The organism is Nocardia sp. N2S4-5 (genome assembly GCF_044628355.1).
GTDB lineage: Bacteria > Actinomycetota > Actinomycetes > Mycobacteriales > Mycobacteriaceae > Nocardia > Nocardia wallacei_B.
On sequence record NZ_JBIUPM010000001.1, the window covers coordinates 6,258,380 to 6,275,943 of the forward strand.

General features: G+C 68.4%; 17 protein-coding genes. 8 read left to right on the plus strand and 9 right to left on the minus strand.

Annotated features, from left to right (window positions below; all coding sequences use genetic code 11):
- Positions 1-67 precede the first annotated feature (67 nt).
- A complete protein-coding gene (locus ACFMRZ_RS28880; RefSeq protein WP_400181485.1) occupies positions 68-700 on the plus strand; it encodes a TetR/AcrR family transcriptional regulator in 633 nt (210 codons plus the stop codon).
- Positions 701-716: 16 nt separating this feature from the next.
- On the opposite strand, the gene ACFMRZ_RS28885 is transcribed toward ACFMRZ_RS28880, so the two are convergent.
- From ACFMRZ_RS28885 to ACFMRZ_RS28895, 3 genes are all read right to left on the minus strand, one after another.
- Positions 717-1,214, minus strand: coding sequence for an excalibur calcium-binding domain-containing protein (locus tag ACFMRZ_RS28885; RefSeq protein WP_400181486.1), 498 nt, complete (start codon positions 1,212-1,214; stop codon positions 717-719).
- 299 nt (positions 1,215-1,513) lie between these two features.
- The gene (locus tag ACFMRZ_RS28890) at positions 1,514-1,675 is read right to left on the minus strand and encodes a hypothetical protein (protein WP_280270975.1); all 162 of its coding nucleotides are present in this window, start codon (positions 1,673-1,675) and stop codon (positions 1,514-1,516) included.
- A gap of 334 nt (positions 1,676-2,009) precedes the next feature.
- On the minus strand, positions 2,010-3,008 hold the full coding sequence (locus ACFMRZ_RS28895) for an acyl-ACP desaturase (protein ID WP_400181487.1): 999 nt from the start codon (positions 3,006-3,008) through the stop codon (positions 2,010-2,012).
- Between the two features lie 220 nt (positions 3,009-3,228).
- On the opposite strand from ACFMRZ_RS28895, the gene ACFMRZ_RS28900 reads away from it, so the two are divergent.
- The 3 genes from ACFMRZ_RS28900 to ACFMRZ_RS28910 all read left to right on the plus strand — a co-directional run bounded on the left by ACFMRZ_RS28900 (position 3,229) and on the right by ACFMRZ_RS28910 (position 7,082).
- On the plus strand, positions 3,229-4,470 hold the full coding sequence (locus tag ACFMRZ_RS28900; RefSeq protein ID WP_280270977.1) for a KasA/KasB family beta-ketoacyl-ACP synthase: 1,242 nt from the start codon (positions 3,229-3,231) through the stop codon (positions 4,468-4,470).
- A gap of 103 nt (positions 4,471-4,573) precedes the next feature.
- Entirely contained in the window at positions 4,574-6,442 is a 1,869-nt protein-coding gene (gene fadD32 / locus ACFMRZ_RS28905) for a long-chain-fatty-acid--AMP ligase FadD32 (protein ID WP_400181488.1), read from the plus strand.
- Between the two features lie 25 nt (positions 6,443-6,467).
- Positions 6,468-7,082, plus strand: coding sequence for a hypothetical protein (locus ACFMRZ_RS28910; protein ID WP_280270978.1), 615 nt, complete (start codon positions 6,468-6,470; stop codon positions 7,080-7,082).
- Between the two features lies 1 nt (position 7,083).
- On the opposite strand, the gene ACFMRZ_RS28915 is transcribed toward ACFMRZ_RS28910, so the two are convergent.
- Positions 7,084-7,413 carry a cupin domain-containing protein gene (locus ACFMRZ_RS28915; protein WP_280270979.1) on the minus strand — a complete coding sequence of 110 codons (330 nt, stop codon included), beginning with the start codon at positions 7,411-7,413 and terminating at the stop codon, positions 7,084-7,086.
- 71 nt (positions 7,414-7,484) lie between these two features.
- Positions 7,485-8,651: a thiolase family protein gene (locus tag ACFMRZ_RS28920; RefSeq protein WP_400181489.1), complete on the minus strand. Its 1,167-nt coding sequence runs from the start codon at positions 8,649-8,651 to the stop codon at positions 7,485-7,487.
- A gap of 217 nt (positions 8,652-8,868) precedes the next feature.
- Between ACFMRZ_RS28920 and ACFMRZ_RS28925 the strand changes: the two genes are divergently transcribed.
- The 3 genes from ACFMRZ_RS28925 (at position 8,869) to ACFMRZ_RS28935 (ending at position 13,910) form a co-directional block, all read left to right on the plus strand.
- The gene (locus ACFMRZ_RS28925) at positions 8,869-10,374 is read left to right on the plus strand and encodes a hypothetical protein (RefSeq protein WP_400181490.1); all 1,506 of its coding nucleotides are present in this window, start codon (positions 8,869-8,871) and stop codon (positions 10,372-10,374) included.
- 31 nt (positions 10,375-10,405) lie between these two features.
- Positions 10,406-11,245 carry a DUF72 domain-containing protein gene (locus ACFMRZ_RS28930; RefSeq protein ID WP_400181491.1) on the plus strand — a complete coding sequence of 280 codons (840 nt, stop codon included), beginning with the start codon at positions 10,406-10,408 and terminating at the stop codon, positions 11,243-11,245.
- Between the two features lie 256 nt (positions 11,246-11,501).
- Complete coding sequence (locus ACFMRZ_RS28935) at positions 11,502-13,910, plus strand: MFS transporter (RefSeq protein WP_400181492.1); 2,409 nt, start codon at positions 11,502-11,504, stop codon at positions 13,908-13,910.
- 7 nt (positions 13,911-13,917) lie between these two features.
- Here the strand turns inward: ACFMRZ_RS28935 and lipB are convergent, their stop codons facing one another.
- A complete protein-coding gene (gene lipB / locus ACFMRZ_RS28940) occupies positions 13,918-14,553 on the minus strand; it encodes a lipoyl(octanoyl) transferase LipB (protein WP_280371486.1) in 636 nt (211 codons plus the stop codon).
- A 19-nt stretch (positions 14,554-14,572) separates the two neighbouring features.
- Positions 14,573-14,920 (minus strand): DoxX family protein, encoded by a 348-nt coding sequence (locus tag ACFMRZ_RS28945; RefSeq protein WP_280270985.1) that lies wholly within the window; start codon positions 14,918-14,920, stop codon positions 14,573-14,575.
- Between the two features lie 154 nt (positions 14,921-15,074).
- Here ACFMRZ_RS28945 and ACFMRZ_RS28950 point away from each other — a divergent pair, with 154 nt between their 5' ends.
- Positions 15,075-15,584, plus strand: a complete 510-nt coding sequence (locus ACFMRZ_RS28950) for a DUF664 domain-containing protein (protein ID WP_400181493.1) — start codon at positions 15,075-15,077, stop codon at positions 15,582-15,584.
- Here the strand turns inward: ACFMRZ_RS28950 and ACFMRZ_RS28955 are convergent.
- Both ACFMRZ_RS28955 and ACFMRZ_RS28960 read right to left on the minus strand, forming a co-directional pair.
- Positions 15,565-16,692: a DUF475 domain-containing protein gene (locus tag ACFMRZ_RS28955; protein WP_280270987.1), complete on the minus strand. Its 1,128-nt coding sequence runs from the start codon at positions 16,690-16,692 to the stop codon at positions 15,565-15,567. The two genes, ACFMRZ_RS28950 and ACFMRZ_RS28955, sit on opposite strands and share 20 nt — an antisense overlap.
- Before the next feature lie 171 nt (positions 16,693-16,863).
- Positions 16,864-17,484, minus strand: coding sequence for a transglycosylase SLT domain-containing protein (locus tag ACFMRZ_RS28960; RefSeq protein WP_280270988.1), 621 nt, complete (start codon positions 17,482-17,484; stop codon positions 16,864-16,866).
- Positions 17,485-17,564: the final 80 nt, after the last annotated feature.

Sequence of the window (17,564 nt, forward strand, 5' to 3'; positions counted from 1 at the left end):
GCAATGTTGCGGCAACAAATCGGACTGATTTGTTGCAGGAGGCGTCGTGCCTGCTACCGTTGAAGCCGTGGCCACCGCATCGAAACCCTCGCTGAGCCGCGTCGATGCCGTGGACGAGAGCGAGACTCGGATCCTGGATGCGGCGCTGATCCAATTCCAGAAGGTCGGTGTCAAGAAGACGACGATCGAGGATGTCGCCCGCCAGGCGGGCGTGGACCGCGTGACGGTCTATCGCAGGATGGGCTCGCGCGACGATCTGGTCCAAGCGGTCATCAATCGCGAAGTCGCCGCGGTACTCACCGAGCTCGCGGAGATTCCCGAGCGGCACGACGACATCTCGGATCTGGTCGCCGATGTCTTCGTCACCGTGGTCACGCGCTGGCGCACCAACCCGCTCGTGGAGCGCATGCTGGCCGTCGAGCCCGAGCGCGTCGTCATGAAACTCACCGTCGACGGCGCCACCACCTTCGCCATGTGCGTCTCCGCCACGGCCGCGGCACTCGACGCGGCAGTCCAGCGCGGCCTGCTCGAGCCCTCACCGGACCTCATGACCCGCGCCGAGATAGTCTGCCGCATCGTCCATTCCATGGTCCTCGCCCCCGAAGGCGTAGCCCACCTATCCACCGACGCCGACCTGTCGACCTTCGCCCGCACATACCTGACCCCGATCATCACCGGCCCGCCCGGAACGGCTCGCTGACCCTGGCTCCGAGGCGCTATTCGCAAGCGACGCCGTCGTTGTCACGGTCGAGGCCCGGCCGGTAGCCGGATTCACCGCGGTGTAGCGGGGCCGCGCCTGCCGCCTTGGCTTCTTTGCAGGAACTGTAATAGGACCCGGGTGTTTCCGCGGTGGGTGGTGGGATCGCGGGGAGAGCGGGCGCCGGCGGAGCGGGCGGCTGGACCGCGCGAGCTGTTGTGGTAGGCAACGCGGGGACGGTGGGCGCCGGCGGAGCGGACGGCTGGACCGCGCGAGGTGCTGTGGTAGGCAATGCGGGAACGATGGGTGTCGGCGTTGGGGCGATGGCGGCCCTCGATGTAGTTGTGGTGGTAGGCGCGAGTGTGGGGAGTCTGGTGGTGGCGGCGGGCCTCGTGGTATCCGCGGTCGGAGGGTGCTGCGGACTGCCACCGCAGGCGGTGAGCAGCCCGAGGCCGACTGCGGCGACGGCGAGGGCGGGGCGGAGCGTGGACACGAATTCTCCTGCTGCAACTGGCATTTCGGGATCGAGATATCCCGTGGATACCTTGCAGATCGAGAATGATGGAGAGCCTGTTAGCTCGTTGATCGCCGGTGCGTGAAAGTGGTGACCTCGGTGGTCGGCTACGAAGACTTACGTCCTTGTCCGTATGTGCCCTTGTCCTCTTCTGCCGTCTCGACCTGCGGGCGGACGTCCGAAGGTGCTCGGAATGGCGAAGCCCGGCGCAGGGCGCCGGGCTGGGAGAGAGCCAGGGGGCGGTTCCGGCGGCGGTTGCGGCCGACCGGAAGTACCGAAGTTGTGCGCGTTGCGGGTGGGCGTCAGTGGTGGTTGGCGTGGATGCGGGCCAGGGCCTCGCGGACCTTGGTGAGGCGCTGCGGGTCGGAGACGCGGAACTCGAAGTGCACGGTGTCCTTGGGTGCGCCGATCAGCGCTACGGAATCGCGATCCGTGGCACGAGTAGCGCGGGGTAGAGCAGTCATGCCTACAGTGTGCACCGAACGGCTATTTCCTGGCAATGTGTGTTGCGGCGCTTTTTCGCTGTGATACCAATTCGAAATGCTCGGAGAGGCAGTCTCTTACGCCGGGGCGACGGCTCACGGGCGGAAATCGGGGGCCGTCGCCAGCTAACTCGAGCGTGTAATTCGTGCTCGCGGGGCTGTTCTGGAAGTGCGTCCAAGAGCCCGAAAAACGGGCTGCGAGCGGCGGAAATGCCACGGGCAGCGGGGAATCAGAGGGCGCGGGCGCGAACGGCCGGACCGGCGGCGTCAATCGGGAACGGAGGCGGTGAGTCCGCTTGCGGCCGCGCCCGATCCGTCACCCCTCGGCGCTCACCAGTTCCCGCTTGCGGGCCTCCCGCGCCAGCGCCCGGTCACGCTGCTCCTCGAACCGCACGCAGTCCTGCTGGAGCTTGTCGAGGAACGCGCCGAGGTCGTTGCGCACCCGGTCGCCCCGCGCGGTGAAGTCATTGCGGTCGAACACGTTCCACTTCCGCAGCACCGGCAGCAGCACCTCCTCCAGGTGCTGGCGCAGATCGTAGATGCCGTGCTTGGCCATCAGCACGCCGTTGCGCCGCCAATCGGGCATGCCGGCGCCGGGCATCTGGAAGTGCTGCACGATGTCGTTGATCGCCTCGATCGCTTGGTCGGGCGCCAGATCCAGGGCGGCGCCGCACATGTTGCGGTAGAAGATCATGTGCAGGTTCTCGTCGGCGGCGATGCGCTGCAACATGCGGTCGGCGACGGGATCGTCGCACACCCGGCCGGTGTTGCGGTGCGAGACGCGAGTGGCCAGCTCCTGGAAGGTCACGTACGCCACCGAGTGCAGTAACCCGGTGTCGGCGAGCATTTCGTTGGTGACCCGGCCACTCTCCCGGAGCAGCTTCATGGCGTTGTAGCCGTTCGTCATATGCGTCATCCGGGCCTTTTCGAGCGCGACCGGGTCCACGCCGCGGGTGACCACCAGGTAGTCGCGGATCACGATGCCGTGACGATTTTCCTCGGCGGTCCAGCGGCCGACCCAGGTGCCCCAGGCGCCGTCCTGGGAGAAGTTCTCGGCGATCTCGCGGTGGTAGGAGGGCAGATTGTCCTCGGTGAGCAGATTGGTGATCATCGCGGCGCGCGCGACCTCGTTCAGCCGTGATTGCCCCGGCTCCCAATCGAGCCCGCCCATCGCCGCGAAATTGCGGCCCTCGTCCCACGGGACGTAGTCGTGCGGGTGCCAGTCCTTCGCCATCGAGAGATGCCGATCGACGTTCTGCTCGGCGACCGGTTCGAGTTCGAGGAGCAGTTCGAGCTGCGTCAGATTCCTCGCCACGGTGATGCCCTTCCTCGCTGTGCGGGTGAGACGTTGCGGATGGAAACCGGTACAGTGCAATTGCGACCGGGTAGCTGTGTGTTCAGCGGCCGAGCCGGTCGGCTTCGCCTCGATAATCTAGACCCGCCTCGGCAGGGCGCTCGAGGCAGGTGTCACTCCCGCTTGTATTCGCCGCAGTGTTGCCCAGAACCGCAGTGTTGCCACCGAAAGTGAGCCGAGAATGACGAGTTCCAGTCGCAGGTACCCCGATGTCGTCGTCACCAGTCTCGCGGCGACCACCTCGATCGCCGGCGACGTCGATTCGACGTGGAAGGGCCTACTCCACGGTGAGAGCGGTATCGACGTCCTCGAGGACGAGTTCATCGAGCAGTTCGAGTTGCCGGTGCGCATCGGCGGGCACCTGAAGGTCAAGCCGGAGCAGGGCCTCACCCGCGAGGAGACCCGCAGGCTCTCCTACGTGGAGCAGATGGCGCTGGTGCTCGGCCGCGAGGCCTGGCGCAACGCCGGGAGTCCGGACGTCGACCGGGAACGGCTCGGGGTGGCGATCGGCACCGGGCTCGGCGGCGCGGAGATGCTGGTCGACGTCAAGAAGAAGATGCACAACGCCGGATATCGGCGGGTGACGCCGTTGGCCATCCAGATGATCATGCCCAACGGCGCGGCCGCGGTGGTCGGGGTGGAGCTGGGCGCGAAAGCGGGTATCACGACGCCGGTCTCGGCGTGTTCGTCCGGATCCGAGGCGATCGCGAACGCCTGGCGGATGATCGTGATGGACGACGCCGACATGGTCGTCACCGGCGGCGTCGAGGGTTCCATCCAGGCGCTGCCGATCGCGGCGTTCACCATGATGCGGGCCATGAGCACGCGCAACGAGGAACCCAAGCGCGCCTCCCGGCCGTTCGACGCCGACCGCGACGGCTTCGTCTTCGGTGAGGCGGGCGCGATGATGGTGATCGAGACCGAGGAGCACGCCCGGGCACGCGGCGCCACCATCCACGCGCGCCTGATGGGCGCCGGCATCACCTCCGACGCGTTCCATCTGGTGGCGCCGGACCTGGAGGGCAAGGGCGCGGCGCGGGCCATCACCCGCGCGCTGGAAACCGCGGGTCTGTCGAAAACCGATGTGACACATGTGAATGCGCATGCGACCGCCACCCCGATCGGCGACACCGCCGAGGCGAAGGCGATCAACGCGTCCATCGGCAATCACGCCTCGGTCTACGCGCCGAAATCCGCGCTCGGCCACTCGATCGGGGCGGTCGGGGCGCTGGAGGCGGTGCTCACCGTGCTGTCGATCCGCGACGGCGTCGTCCCGCCCACACTCAATCTGGACAAGCTCGATCCGGAGATCGATCTCGATGTCGTGAGCGGGCAGGCGCGGTCGGGCCGCATCGATTACGCGGTGAAGAACTCGTTCGGATTCGGCGGGCACAACGTGTCCCTGGCTTTCGGACGATACTGAACGGCCCCGGCCGGAGCGCCTGCTAATCTGCGCGTGCTTCGGTGTCGATCTGTGTGTTCGGTCATCGCACGACCTCGGGTACGTGCGTGAAAAAGGATAGGGAATGATCGGCGAGACCTTCGATGACTATCTGGACGAGCAAGGCAACATCAAGATCCTGGGCGACGCGACCCTGATCGATTTCGTCGACAAGCACAGCGCGGCGAACGGGGACGAGCTGGCCTACCGCTACATCGACTATTCACGCGAGCGCGACGGGGAGTATCACGAACTCACCTGGCGGCAGTTCGGCGTGCGATTGCGGGCGGTGGCCGCGCGGCTGCAACAGGTGACGCGGCCGCGTGACCGCGTGGCGATCCTGGCGCCCCAGGGGCTGGACTACGTGGTCGGCATGTTCGCCGCCGTGTACGCGGGCAATATCGCTGTGCCGCTGTTCGATCCGGACGAGCCGGGGCACACCGATCGCCTGCACGCGGTGCTCGGGGACTGCGAGCCGACGGCGATCCTCACGGCCAGTTCGGCGGCGGCCGGGGTGCGGGAATTCTTCCGCGCGCTGCCGCCCGCGCAGCGCCCCCGCATCATCGCCGTGGACGCGATCCCCGACAGTGTCGGCGCGAGCTGGTCCGAGCCCGAGATCAATATCGACAGCGTGGCCTATCTGCAGTACACCTCCGGGTCCACCCGGACCCCGGCCGGTGTCGAGATCACCCACCGCGCGGTCGGGACGAATCTGCTGCAGATGATCGACGCGCTGGGCATCGAGGAGGACACGCGCGGCGTCACGTGGCTGCCGCTGTTCCACGACATGGGTCTGCTGTGTGTGATCCTGCCCGCCATCGGCGGCAAGTTCATCACCATCATGTCGCCGAGCGCGTTCGTGCGTCGGCCCTACCGGTGGATCAAGGAATTGGCCGCGCACTCCGACGGCGCCGGAACCTATGCCGCCGCACCGAATTTCGCGTTCGAGCACGCCGCGGTGCGCGGGCGTCCGAAGGCCGGGGAAGACCTGGACCTGTCGAACGTGATCGGGTTGATCAACGGCAGCGAGCCGGTCTCGGTGTCGTCGATGCAGAAGTTCAACGACGCGTTCGCGCCCTACGGCCTGCCGAAGACGGCGATCAAACCCTGCTACGGGATGGCGGAGGCGACGCTGTTCGTCTCGGCGACCAAGCGGGACGACCAGGCGAAGGTGGTCTACGTCGACCGCGGCGAACTCAACGCGGGCCGCATGGTCGAGGTGGATCCGGACGCGGAAGACGCTGTGGCGCAAGTGTCCTGCGGCCACGTGGCCCGCTCGCAGTGGGCGGTCATCGTCGATCCGGAGACGGGGGCCGAGCGGCCCGACGGCGAGGTCGGCGAGATCTGGCTGCACGGTGAGAACATGGGCATCGGCTATTGGGGACGGCCGGAGGAGACCGCGGCCACCTTCGGCAACCGGCTCACCGACCGGCAGGCCCGTAGCCACGCGGAAGGCGCCGCGCCGGACGCGAAATGGATGCGCACCGGTGATTTCGGCGTCTATCACGACGACGAGCTGTACATCACCGGCCGGGTCAAGGACCTGGTGATCGTCGACGGCCGCAATCACTACCCGCAGGATCTGGAGCTGTCGGCGCAGGAGTCGTCGGGCGCGCTGCGGCCCGGGTTCGTGGCGGCATTCTCGGTGGGCGCCAACGAGGTACCCGGCTCGGCGCTCGAAGGGGCTTCGGGCACCGAACATTTGGTGATCGTCGCCGAAAGGGGCAGTGGGGCGGCCAAACTCGATCCCGAGCCGATCGCCGAGACGGTCCGCGGCGCCATCGCCAAACGGCACGGGGTGACCGTGCGGGACCTGCTGCTGGTGCCCGCGGGCTCGATTCCGCGCACCTCCAGCGGCAAGATCGCCCGCCGGGCCTGCAAGGCTGCCTACCTGACGGGGACGCTGCGCGGCGGTTACCGCCAGCAGGCGTTCCCGGACGCGAGCGACGACTGAGGGCCGTGCGGTAGCGTGCCCCCTCATGACCTCGGGGACTAGCCCATTCCTGGCCGCGCTGACCGATTTCGAACGCACGGTGCGGGCCGACGACGTCCGGGCGACCAGGGCCGCCCACGAGGCGCTGGCGCGGGCCCTGGACACCGTGACGCCGGAGGAGTTGGCGGTGGCCGGTCCGCGGCTGGCGGCCGTACTCGACGCCGTGCCGCTGGGCGGGCAGGCGAATATCGCGGTCCTGATCGGCGCGTGCGTGGACAACGGGGCCGACGCGACCGTCTGCGGCCCGCCGGTGCTCACCCATCTGATCGTGAACCTCGGCTACGCCAAGGGTTTCGCGCGGGCCTGGCTGGACCGGGTGGGCGGTGAACTGCCGGATCCCGACGGCGAGCTGCCGGAGGAACTGCTCGACATGGGCGCGGTGGAGGTCGTGCTGTCGTGGTGGACGCTCGACGGGTGGGTCCGGGCGGGCGTGGATTTCCTGCGGCGTCCGGAGATCCGGCGCGGACTCGACCGGGAAACCCTCGACCACCTCGGCACGCTGCACACCGATCTCGCCGAACTCACCGGCCGCCGGTACGACGAACTCGCCGCCGCGCTGGCCGGAACGGCGGACGCGGCCCCACCGGCGGCCGGCGACTAGCTCAGCCCTCGGGATAGAAGAGGAACAGCGTGCAGCCCTCGGTCGTCTGCGGCACGTGCGACGAACCGGCGGGGGCGTGGATGAACGACCCCGCCGGGTAGTCGCGGAATCCGTCGTTGAAAGTGCCCGCGACCACGTACACCTCCTCGGGGCCGGGCTGGTGCACGTCGATGCCCGACCAGGAGGCGCCCGGGTCCATCTGCAGTACGAACGCCTTCGCGCCGTTGCTCCCGGACCACAGCGGGTGCAGCCGAATGCCGGGGAACAGCTCGCGCGCGGGCGCGTTCGCGACGGAATTCCACTCGTAGCCAGGGTGTTCGGTAATAGCCATGTCAGCAGCAACCAGGTCGCTTGCTGGCTTTATTCCGACATAGTCGGGTCTGTCGTGACTGGCGGAGCGGTTCAGAGGCGCTCGATGACGGTGGCGTTGGCCAGCCCGCCGGCCTCGCACATGGTCATCAGGCCGTAGCGGCCGCCGGTGTGTTCGAGGTGGTTGACGAGGGTGGCGAGGATGCGGGTGCCCGACGCGCCCAGCGGATGACCCAGCGCGATGGCGCCGCCGCGCGGGTTCAGCCGGGCGGGGTCCGCGCCGAGTTCGTGCGCCCACAGCAGCGGCACCGGGGCGAACGCCTCGTTCACCTCGTAGGCGTCGATGTCGTCGATCGACACACCGCCGCGCGCCAGCACCTTTCGGGTCGCGGGGACGACGGCGGTGAGCATCAGCAGCGGATCGTCGCCGGTCACCGCGAAGGAGTGGAACCGCGCCCGCGGGCGCAGCCCGAGCCGGTTCGCCTTCTCCTCGCTCATGATCAGCGCCGCCGAGGCGCCGTCGGTCAGCGGCGACGAATTGCCCGGCGTGATGGACCATTCGATCTCCGGGAAGCGCGCCTGGTACTCGTCGTCGGCAAAGGCGGGCCGCAGCCCGGCCAGCTTCTCGACCGTGGTCGAGGGCCGGATGGTCTCGTCGGCGGTCAGCTCGCCGGCCGCGACGAGTTCGCTCGCGAAGCCGCCGGAGGCCGCGGTCTCGGCGGCCAGCCGGTGGGAGCGGGCGGCGAATTCGTCCAGCGTGGTCCGGTCCAGCTTCCAGCGCGCCGCGATCAGCTCCGCCGAAATGCCCTGTTGCACAAGACCGTATCGGTATCGGTGGGCGATCGGGCCGCGGTTGGCGTCGGCGCCCTGCGCGTTGGAGAACATCGGCACCCGGCTCATCGACTCCACGCCGCAGGCGATCGCGATGTCGTAGGCGCCGGCGATGACGCCCTGGGCGGCGAAATGCGCGGCCTGCTGGCTGGACCCGCACTGCCGGTCGACCGTGGTGGCCGGAACCGACTCCGGGAACCCGGCCGCCAGCACCGCGGTCCGGCCGATGTTGAACGCCTGTTCGCCACTCTGTGTGACGCAGCCGGTGACCACGTCGTCGACCAGCGCCGGATCCAGGTCGTTGCGCGACACCAGCTCACCCAGCACGCCGGCCAGCAGCGTCGCCGGGTGTACCTGCGACAAGCCGCCCCCGGCCTTGCCCTTGCCGGACGGGGTCCGGACCACGTCGACGATCACAGCCGAGGTCATAGCCACTCCGATCATTCGCGAGAGATATTCCATTAAGTTAACACGGATTCTCGTTGTGAAAACGCGTCGCGAGGGAGTGCCGCCGCGGCGCGGCAGGTGTCCGCCCGCTGTCCGCCCATCCGGTCACCGGTCGAAGGCAATCTGTGGCAGACTCGCCACGGTAGATGCGGCCGCTCGACGACCGTGTGTGGAAGGTGATGCGGGAGTTGAGGTTGCGATGGAGTTGAGCGCCATCGAGCAGCAGGTATCCGACGACAGACGGACCGCCGCCGCCGAGCGATCACCCGAGGCCGAGCTGCGTTTGGCCACCTCACTGTGCGAACTGGCACGGGCCTTCCTGGCCACCAAGGAGCAGGGCGCGGGCCGCGATCGCGCACCGGCCGCGCTGGAGCCGGCCCAGGAGGCCGTGCTGATCCGCTTGCGCTGGCTGGCCAACGGGCATGTGAGCGCGCAGTTCGCCGGGCAGGTGCAGGAGGCGCTGCGACTGTTCGAGCAGGCCGCGCGCACCATCGGGCACCGCGAGCTGGCCACCTCGACCATCCGCCAGGCCTGCGACGCCTACCACCACGTGGCCCAGCGCTATCCGATGGCGGCCGGAGTGTGCGCCGACGGATTGTCCAAGTGTGGCGTCTGGCTGTGCCGCTTGGATCCCGAGTCCGCCGTCGCCGCCAGCTCCGAGGCCGTGCGCATTCGCGCCGGACTCTTCGCCACCGAACCGGATTCCGCCGGTCGTTACCTGGCCAGCCTGAACATGTTGTTGCGCACCTTGATGATCGGCCGGCCGCGCAAGCAGGCGCTGGCGATGTATCGCGAGCGCTACTCCGCGTGGACCACCCAGGCGATGGCGACCCGCTTGCGGGAAATCCGCATCGAAGACGTGGATTTCACCAGCAAGACCCGGGCCGCGCTGGTCAAGCTGGAATGCCCGACGCTGGAACGGGCCGGTTATCTGACCCAGCAGCAGATCTTGTACCAGACCTCCGGAGATCTGACCACGATCGAGGAGATCAACTGGAAGCTCGGCCTGGTCGGTCTGAAACCGCTGGCGGCCGGCGCGCTGGCCGACCCGCCGTCGAAGCCGGTGGAGATCGGCAGTTCCTTCGGCGCGCTGAGCGTGCGCTGCGCCGCGCCCGACGCGCTGCTGCAGGTGCGCGCGGCGGTGGTCGCGGCCTACGAGGCCGACGGCGCCTTCCCGGCCGACAGCGCGGTGTTCCAGGGCGTGCACGAAACCCATTGGCACATCCCCGATCCCGAACTCAACCTGGCCGAGCGCCTCGGTGACGACGTGGTGCTCATCGAACGCTCCGGCGGCAGCTGGATCTCGGTGATGAGCCTGCACTGGGAACTCACGCCGGTCGGCAGACACCCGCTGGCGCAGCGGCTTTCGCAGCGCTGGCCCGTGATCGCGGTGAATACCACCGAGAACATGTCTTACGAGTTGTGCTGGTACGTAGACGGTGTCGCCACCCAGTACGCCGCGCTCGGCCGCCCCGCCGGGCAGCCGCCGACCGAAGAACCGCTCGCGCCATTGGATTTCGCGGCGCTCGCCGATTACGGCGCCGACTACGCCTCCGAGACCCAGGTCCGTTCGGCATTCGGCAACAGCCCGATGTTCGCCAAGCTGACCCACCTGCCGGTCAGTGGCATCCGGCAGGCCGGGCAGTCCCGCCCGCTGGCCGACTACGGCGACCAGGTCCTGTTCTTCCAGCAGGGCCGGGACTGATCACCCGGTCGCCGCGACTAACCTCGAAGCCATGCGGCTTCACGTGGGTTGTGCGCAGTGGACGCACTCGGCCTGGGCGGATCGGCAGCCGAATCCGCGGGAGCGGCTGCGGTCCTACGCGCAGTGGTGCAACGCCGTGGAGGGCAACACCACCTTCTACGCGACGCCCGCGCCGAACACGGTCCGATCGTGGGCGGCGCAGACCGACCCGGAGTTCCGTTTCGTTCCGAAGTTGCCGAAACCCGTTACCCACGAACGCCGAATGTCCGGCGCCGACGACCCGTTGCGCGAATTCCTCACGGCGATAGAGCCACTGGGGCCGCGCGTCCACGCGCTCTGGGTGCAGCTACCGGCCTCCTTCGGCCCCGGCGAACTCGGCCCTCTGGCCGGGCTGCTGCGCGAGCTGCCCGAGCGGTACCGCTACGCGGTCGAGGTGCGCCACCGCGCCTTCTTCGAAGAGGAGCGATCCGCGCGGCAACTCGAGCATGTGCTCGAACGCGCCGGGGCCGAATGGCTGCCCTTCGACACCACCACCTTGTTCGCCGCCCGGCCGACGAGTCCCGGTGAGCGCGAGGCGTGGTCGAAGAAACCCCGCCTGCCGCGCCGCACGCACGCCCTCACCGACCACCCGATCGTGCGCTACCACGGCCGTGACGACAGCGCCGCCACCATCGCGGGCTGGCGCCCCTGGCTGGAAATCGTCACCGGCTGGCTGCGGGAGGGCCGCTCTCCGACGGTCTTCGTCCACACCCCCGACAACGCCGAATTGATGATGCTGGCCCGTCGCTTCCACGCGGAGGTCCGGGAGCGCGTGCCGGATCTGGAACCGTTACCGGAGCCCGCGCCCACCGCGCCCATGACGCTGTTCTGACCGGTTCCGCGGTGCGGCGGTAACCGGGCAAACGGCTTGCGATGCCCGGTGCGGTGCTATGTATAGTTGGCGCGGGCAACTCGTTTTACGGGCTAAACACGTCTGCTGGTGTGGGAGAAGGGGTTCCCCCGCGGCCGTCGCCGAGTCACCGCGCGCGGTCCGTTACCGGCAGCGCCATATTTGCCGTGCTCCACCGGATCGACTGGCAGTAGCGAAAACTCATTCACGATCGGCCGAACCGAATCAGGGCTTGAACATGACCAATGCGGGCGCGTCGCTGTCGCACCGGCAGATTCTCACCATCATGTCCGGCTTGCTGCTGGGATTGTTCCTGGCGGCGCTGGATCAGAACATCGTGACGGTGGCGATCGTGCGGATCGCCAACAGCCTGCACGGTTTCGATCAGCAGGCGTGGGCGACGACGGCGTATCTGATCACGGCCACGATCAGCACCCCGCTGTACGGCAAGCTGGCCGACATCTACGGCCGGAAGCCGTTCTATCTGATCGCGATCGGCCTGTTCGTGATCGGCTCGGCGGCGTGCACCTTCGCCACGTCCATGTATCAGCTCGCCGGGTTCCGGGCGTTCCAGGGTCTCGGTGCGGGTGGCCTGATGTCGTTGGCGTTCACCATCATCGGCGATATCGTGCCGCCGCGTCAGCAGGTGCGCTATCAGGGCTATTTCATGATGGTGTTCGGTACCTCGACGGTGCTGGGTCCGGTGCTGGGCGGATTCTTCTCCGATTACGACCACCTGTGGGGTCTCGAGGGCTGGCGCTGGGTGTTCCTGGTGAATGTGCCGGTCGGGGTGCTCGCGCTGCTGGTGGTGGCGAAGGTGCTCAACGTGCCGCACGAGCGGCAGCGTCATCGTGTCGACTGGTTCGGCGCGGTCGCGCTGGCCATCTGTGTGGTGCCGCTGCTGCTCGTGGCCGAGCAGGGCCGTGCCTGGGGCTGGCAGTCGGATCGGGCGCTGCTGTGCTACGGGCTCGGCGCGGCGGGGCTGGTGCTGTTCCTGATCGTCGAGGCCCTGATGAAGGATGCCGCGCTGATCCCGTTGCGGCTGTTCCGGAGTTCGACGTTCTCGATCACGATTCTCGGCGGGTTCATCGTCGGCATCGCCATGTTCGGGGCGATCTCCATGGTGCCGCTGTATCTCCAGGTGGTGCGGGAGTATTCGCCGACCAGGTCGGGGTTGATGATGCTGCCGCTGGTGCTGGGCATCATGGTCGGCTCGTCGGTCGCCGGAGCGGTCACGAAGGCCACCGGCCGGTACAAGATCCTGCCCGTGCTGGGCACCTTCGTCATCGCCGTCGGCGCGGTGCTGTTCGCGCAGGTGAAATTCGACAGCCCGCTGTGGCAGCCGCTGGCCTACAGCGCGGTGATCGGCGTCGGGCTGGGCGGCTGTATGCAGACCCTGATCATCGCCGCGCAGGCCGCCGGTCCGAAGACCGACATGGGCGTATCCACGGCCGCGGCGACGTTCTTCCGGCAGATGGGCGGCACGCTCGGCGTCACGGTATTCCTGACCATCCTGTTCAACCTGCTGCCGCGGCGGATCATGGACGCCTTCGGCGGCCAGCTGCCGCCCGGCTTCGACACCGGCGCGCTCACCGAATTGCAAAGCAACACAGCGGGTATCGGCGCGTTGCCCGCGGAGGTGAAGGCGCCGATCCTCACCGGCTTCACCGATTCGCTCGCCGGGGTGTTCTATGTGGGCGCGGCGGTGTCGCTACTGGCCTGCGTGGTGCTGATGTTCATGAAAGAGATTCCGCTGCAGGATCCTTCGGAAACGGTCGTGGGTCCCGGCGTGCTCGCCGAAACCGATGGCGGCGCGGCGTTCTCGGCGTCCGGTACCGCGACGGCGGTGCTGCTGTCGGCCGAATACGGTGAGGGCGAAGGACATTCGCTCGACGGCCGGGTCCAGCGCGAGGACGGCCACTCGATCGCCGCGGCCGCGCTGACGCTGATCGACCAACGCGGGCACCAGGTTTCGCGCGCCACCGGCGGGCCGGACGGTGGCTACCGGATCGAGGCGCCGGGAGCGGGCGGATACGTGCTGATCGTGTCGGCCACCGGGTACCAGCCGGCCGCGGTCAACGTCACCGTGGGGGAGTGGCCGCAGGCGCTGGACATCACGTTGCTGGGCACCGGGGAGGTGTCCGGAGTGGTCCGCGCGACCGGTCGCGGCGAACCGCTGCCCGGGGTGACCGTCACGCTGACCGACGCGGGCGGCGAGGTCGTCGGGTCGGCCGTCACCGACGGCAACGGCCGGTACGTGTGCCGCGGCGTGGTTCCGGGCGCCTACACGCTGGTCGCTGTCACCGACCACAGGCGGCCCACCGCAACGACTTTGACCGTGCCCGACAGCGGGCTGCTGCGTCACGACGTCGAACTCGGATCGACCGGTGCGCTGGCCGGTCTGGCGTGGGCCGACGGGCACGCCGTGCCGGACGCGCAGGTCCTGGTGCTCGACGGCCGCGGCAATCCGGTGGCCTCGGCGCGCACCGACACCGACGGCCAGTACGTGGTGACCGATCTGCCGCAGGGCGAGTACACGGTGGTGGCCCGTGGCTACCCACCCGCGACCAGTCGCGTGGTGGTCGACGGTGGCGAACTCACCCACGATGTGCGACTGAGCTACGAGGAACCGGCCGACCTGCCCTGACCGGGAGTCAGGCGGCCTCGAAGGCGGCGGCCACCACCGGACGGACCTGATCCATTGTGGCCGCACCGGTTTCGCGGGCGACGGAGGTCATGTCGACCTCCGGCAGGCCACAGGCGACGGCCCAGTGCCAGGGCGCCAGATCGCCGTCCACGTTCAGCGCGAAGCCGTGACTGGTGACGCCGCGGCTCTGCCGCATGCCGATGGAGACGATCTTCCGGCCCGTCGCGACCGTCCAGACGCCGGTGAGCAGTTCGGCTCCAGGCGGGGTGTCGCGGCGCTCGGCGGCGACGCCCAAGGCGCCCAGCGCGTCCACGAGCCGGTGCTCGACCTCACGGATGTAGTCGACCACGCCCTCGTCGGTCCGCAGCCGGACGATCAGGTAGCCGACCAACTGCCCGGGGCCGTGGTAGGTGAGCTGACCGCCGCGGTTGGTCTCGACCACCGGAATATGGCGCGCCGGATCGGGCAGATGCTCCACCGGAGTGCGCCGGCCGATGGTGTAGACCTGCGGATGGCTGAGCAGCCACAGCGTGTCCGGCCGCTCGTCGCGCTGCCGCTCCTCCACCATCCCGGCCATGCGTTCCATCGCCTTGTCGTAATCGACGAGCTCATCCCGAATCAACGTCAACGCCCTGGACTTCACATTGTGACAATACCGACGCTCAGGCTGCGAGTTGCAGGGCCAGGGCGGCCGCGGCGGGCACCATGTACAGGACGGGGAATGGGGTGGTTTTGTACGAGCGGGCGCGCAGGGTGGTGATGACCGCGCCGATGAAGTAGAGGATGAGGGCGACCGCGGCGGCGATGCCGACGGCCGGGACGAACAGGCCCACGATCAGGCCCAGCGCGCCGGCGCCCTTGGCCACGCCGAGCCAGTTCCACCACGACCGCGGCACGCCGTACTCGATCAGCGGATCGACGACGAACTGCTTCCGAGTGAGCAGCGAGAACGACGAGAAGCCGATCCACAGGGCGGCCAGGACAGCGACGATGTAGTAGGCGATGGTCATCGAATTGCCTTCTTTCTCACACGGATTCGTTCACCGGCGGGCCGGTTCGACTGGATGACGACGCGGCGGCGGCGAGTGTGACATCGCCTTGTCGGTGCCGCGGAGTACGGTCGCGAATGCCGGGAATCACTCAACGTGGAACGGAGATTCGACGATGACGAGTGCGGACGTGCTGGCCGACGCCTACGAGCGAATCCGCGAGGTGGTGCACGAAGCGGCCGACGGCTTGGACGAGCGGGCCCTGACCTACCGGGTCGACCCCGCGGCGAACACCATCGCCTGGCTGATCTGGCACCTGACCCGGGTCCAGGACGACCATGTCGCCGACGCCGCGGAGATCGAGCAGGTATGGACCGCGCAGGGCTGGTACGACCGGTTCGCGCTGCCGATCGGCAAGGGCGCCACCGGCTACGGCGACAGCCCCGCCGACGTGGCCCGCGTGCGGGCCCCGGCCGACCTGCTGACCGGTTACTACGATGCCGTCCACGAGCAGACGCTGCGATACGTCCGCGGCCTCACCGACGCGGATCTGGCCCGCGTGGTCGACCCGAACTGGGATCCGCCGGTGACTCTCGGCGTGCGGCTGGTGAGCGTGGTCTCCGACGATCTACAGCACGCGGGTCAGGCGGCGTTCCTGCGGGGCGTCATCGGGCGGACGAGGTAGCCGTGGTCAGGCTGGGCTCCGTCGACGAGTCGTCGTCGGGCGCCCGGCGGCGGCGGTTGTAGACGACGCTGGTGACGAACGCCGCCGCGATGATCGTGACGCCGACCATGCCGGTGACCACCTCGTTGAGGTGATGCCCGGTGGAGTACAGCAGCACGACGGCGAGGGCGCCGATGGCCCAGTGCGCGCCGTGCTCCAGGTGCACGTACTCCGCCAGGGTGCCTTGCCGCACCAGGTACACGGTGATCGAGCGCACGAACATCGAGCCGATCAACCCCAGCCCCAGGGCGATGATGATCGGGTCGGCGGTGATGGCGAACGCGCCGATGACGCCGTCGAAGGAGAACGACGCGTCCAGCACCTCCAGGTAGAGGAAGACGAAGAAGGCCGCCTTGCCGGTGGCGACGACGATCGGCCCCGGGCCGGTGCGTTCCAGCTCCTCCTCGTGCTCGTTGTCCAGCGCCTCGCTCAGGCCGTTGACGAGGATGTAGGTCACCATGCCGAGCGCGCCCGCGACCATCACGACGTCGGCCCGGTCGTCGGGTGCGGTGAAGCCCGCGATGGCGACGAGCACCAGCAGCGACACGACGGTCGAGAACATCGGGAACCGGCCCAGGCGCGCCAGCGGCCGTTCGATCCAGGTGAGCCAGGTGATCTCGCGAGCGCTGGTGACGAAGTCCAGGAACAGCATCAGCAGGAACATCCCGCCGAACGCGGCGATCTTCGGATTGGCCTCGTTGAGCAGCGTCTCGTAGCTCGGCCGGCCGTCGGAGAAGTAGGCCGCGCCGTCCGGCGGCGGGTTCAGGGCCAGCTCGAATGCCTTCACCGGATCCAGGTGGGCGGTGATGGCGACGATGACCAGCGGGAACAGCAATCGCATGCCGAACACCGCGATCACCACGCCCACGGTCAGGAACATCCGTTGCCAGAACGCGCTGAGGCGTTGCAGGACACTGGCGTTGACCACGGCGTTGTCGAAGGAGAGCGACACCTCGAGGACACCGAGGATCGCCGCCAGGAGCAACGCTTCCGGCCCGCCGTAGATCAGCGCGGCCACCAGCGATACCACTGTGACGATGAATGACAGGGCGAACACACGCACGAACATGCCGATGCCTTTCGCTGTAGCCCGACACCCGCGGGGGTCTTGTGGATCTCCACGAGTAGCGGAAGCCAGAGTGCCCGCAACCCTCACTCGATTGTTGCAGCCGAATGGAAGAAACGACAATCGGTACAGTTTGCGCGCCCGGGTCAGCCTACCTGGAACCTGTAGCAGTGCTCAGTACCAGCCGTGGGACTGCCAGAACGCCCACGCGCCGTCCGGTCCGCCGTAGCGCTGGTTCATGTAGTCGTAGGTCCAGCGGATCTGGGTGACCGGATTGCAGCACCAGTCCGGGCCGTGGGTGCTCATCTTGTGTCCCGGCAGGGCCTGGCCCAGGCCGTACGCGCCCGACTCCGGGTTGATCGCGAAGGTGTTCCAGCCGCTTTCCCTCGTGATGATGTTGTCGAACGCCGGGAACTGGTGGGGCGGGACGATGAAGCGGGCCATGGTCTTCGGGGCGAGGCGGAAGGCCGGCAGCACCACGCCCAGGCCCATGCCGATCAGGTCGGTGACCGACGACCCCGCCGGGGTACGTCCGGCGCAGATGTCCGGACCGGGTGCACCGGCCGCCGTGTCGGCGGGTCGTGCGGCGGCGGCCGCGAGGCTTTCCGCCACTTCGGCCGCCGGCACGGGGGCGTGCGGGTCGCCGACGGCCGCGCAGGCGGGTGCGCGGGGCGAGAGGAAGACTCCATCATCGGCTGCGGCAACGGCGGCGCACACCGTCAGCGCACCGGTCAGCAGCGCGGCAACGGCGATCCGTCCGACCCAGCGCATGGTGCGTGATCTCGGCTTCGGCATCGCGAACACGCTCCTTTCGCGTCAACCTGCGACTCGGCGAAAAGCCGGTTATGCGAAATGAGCAAACCACTAGTTAGCGA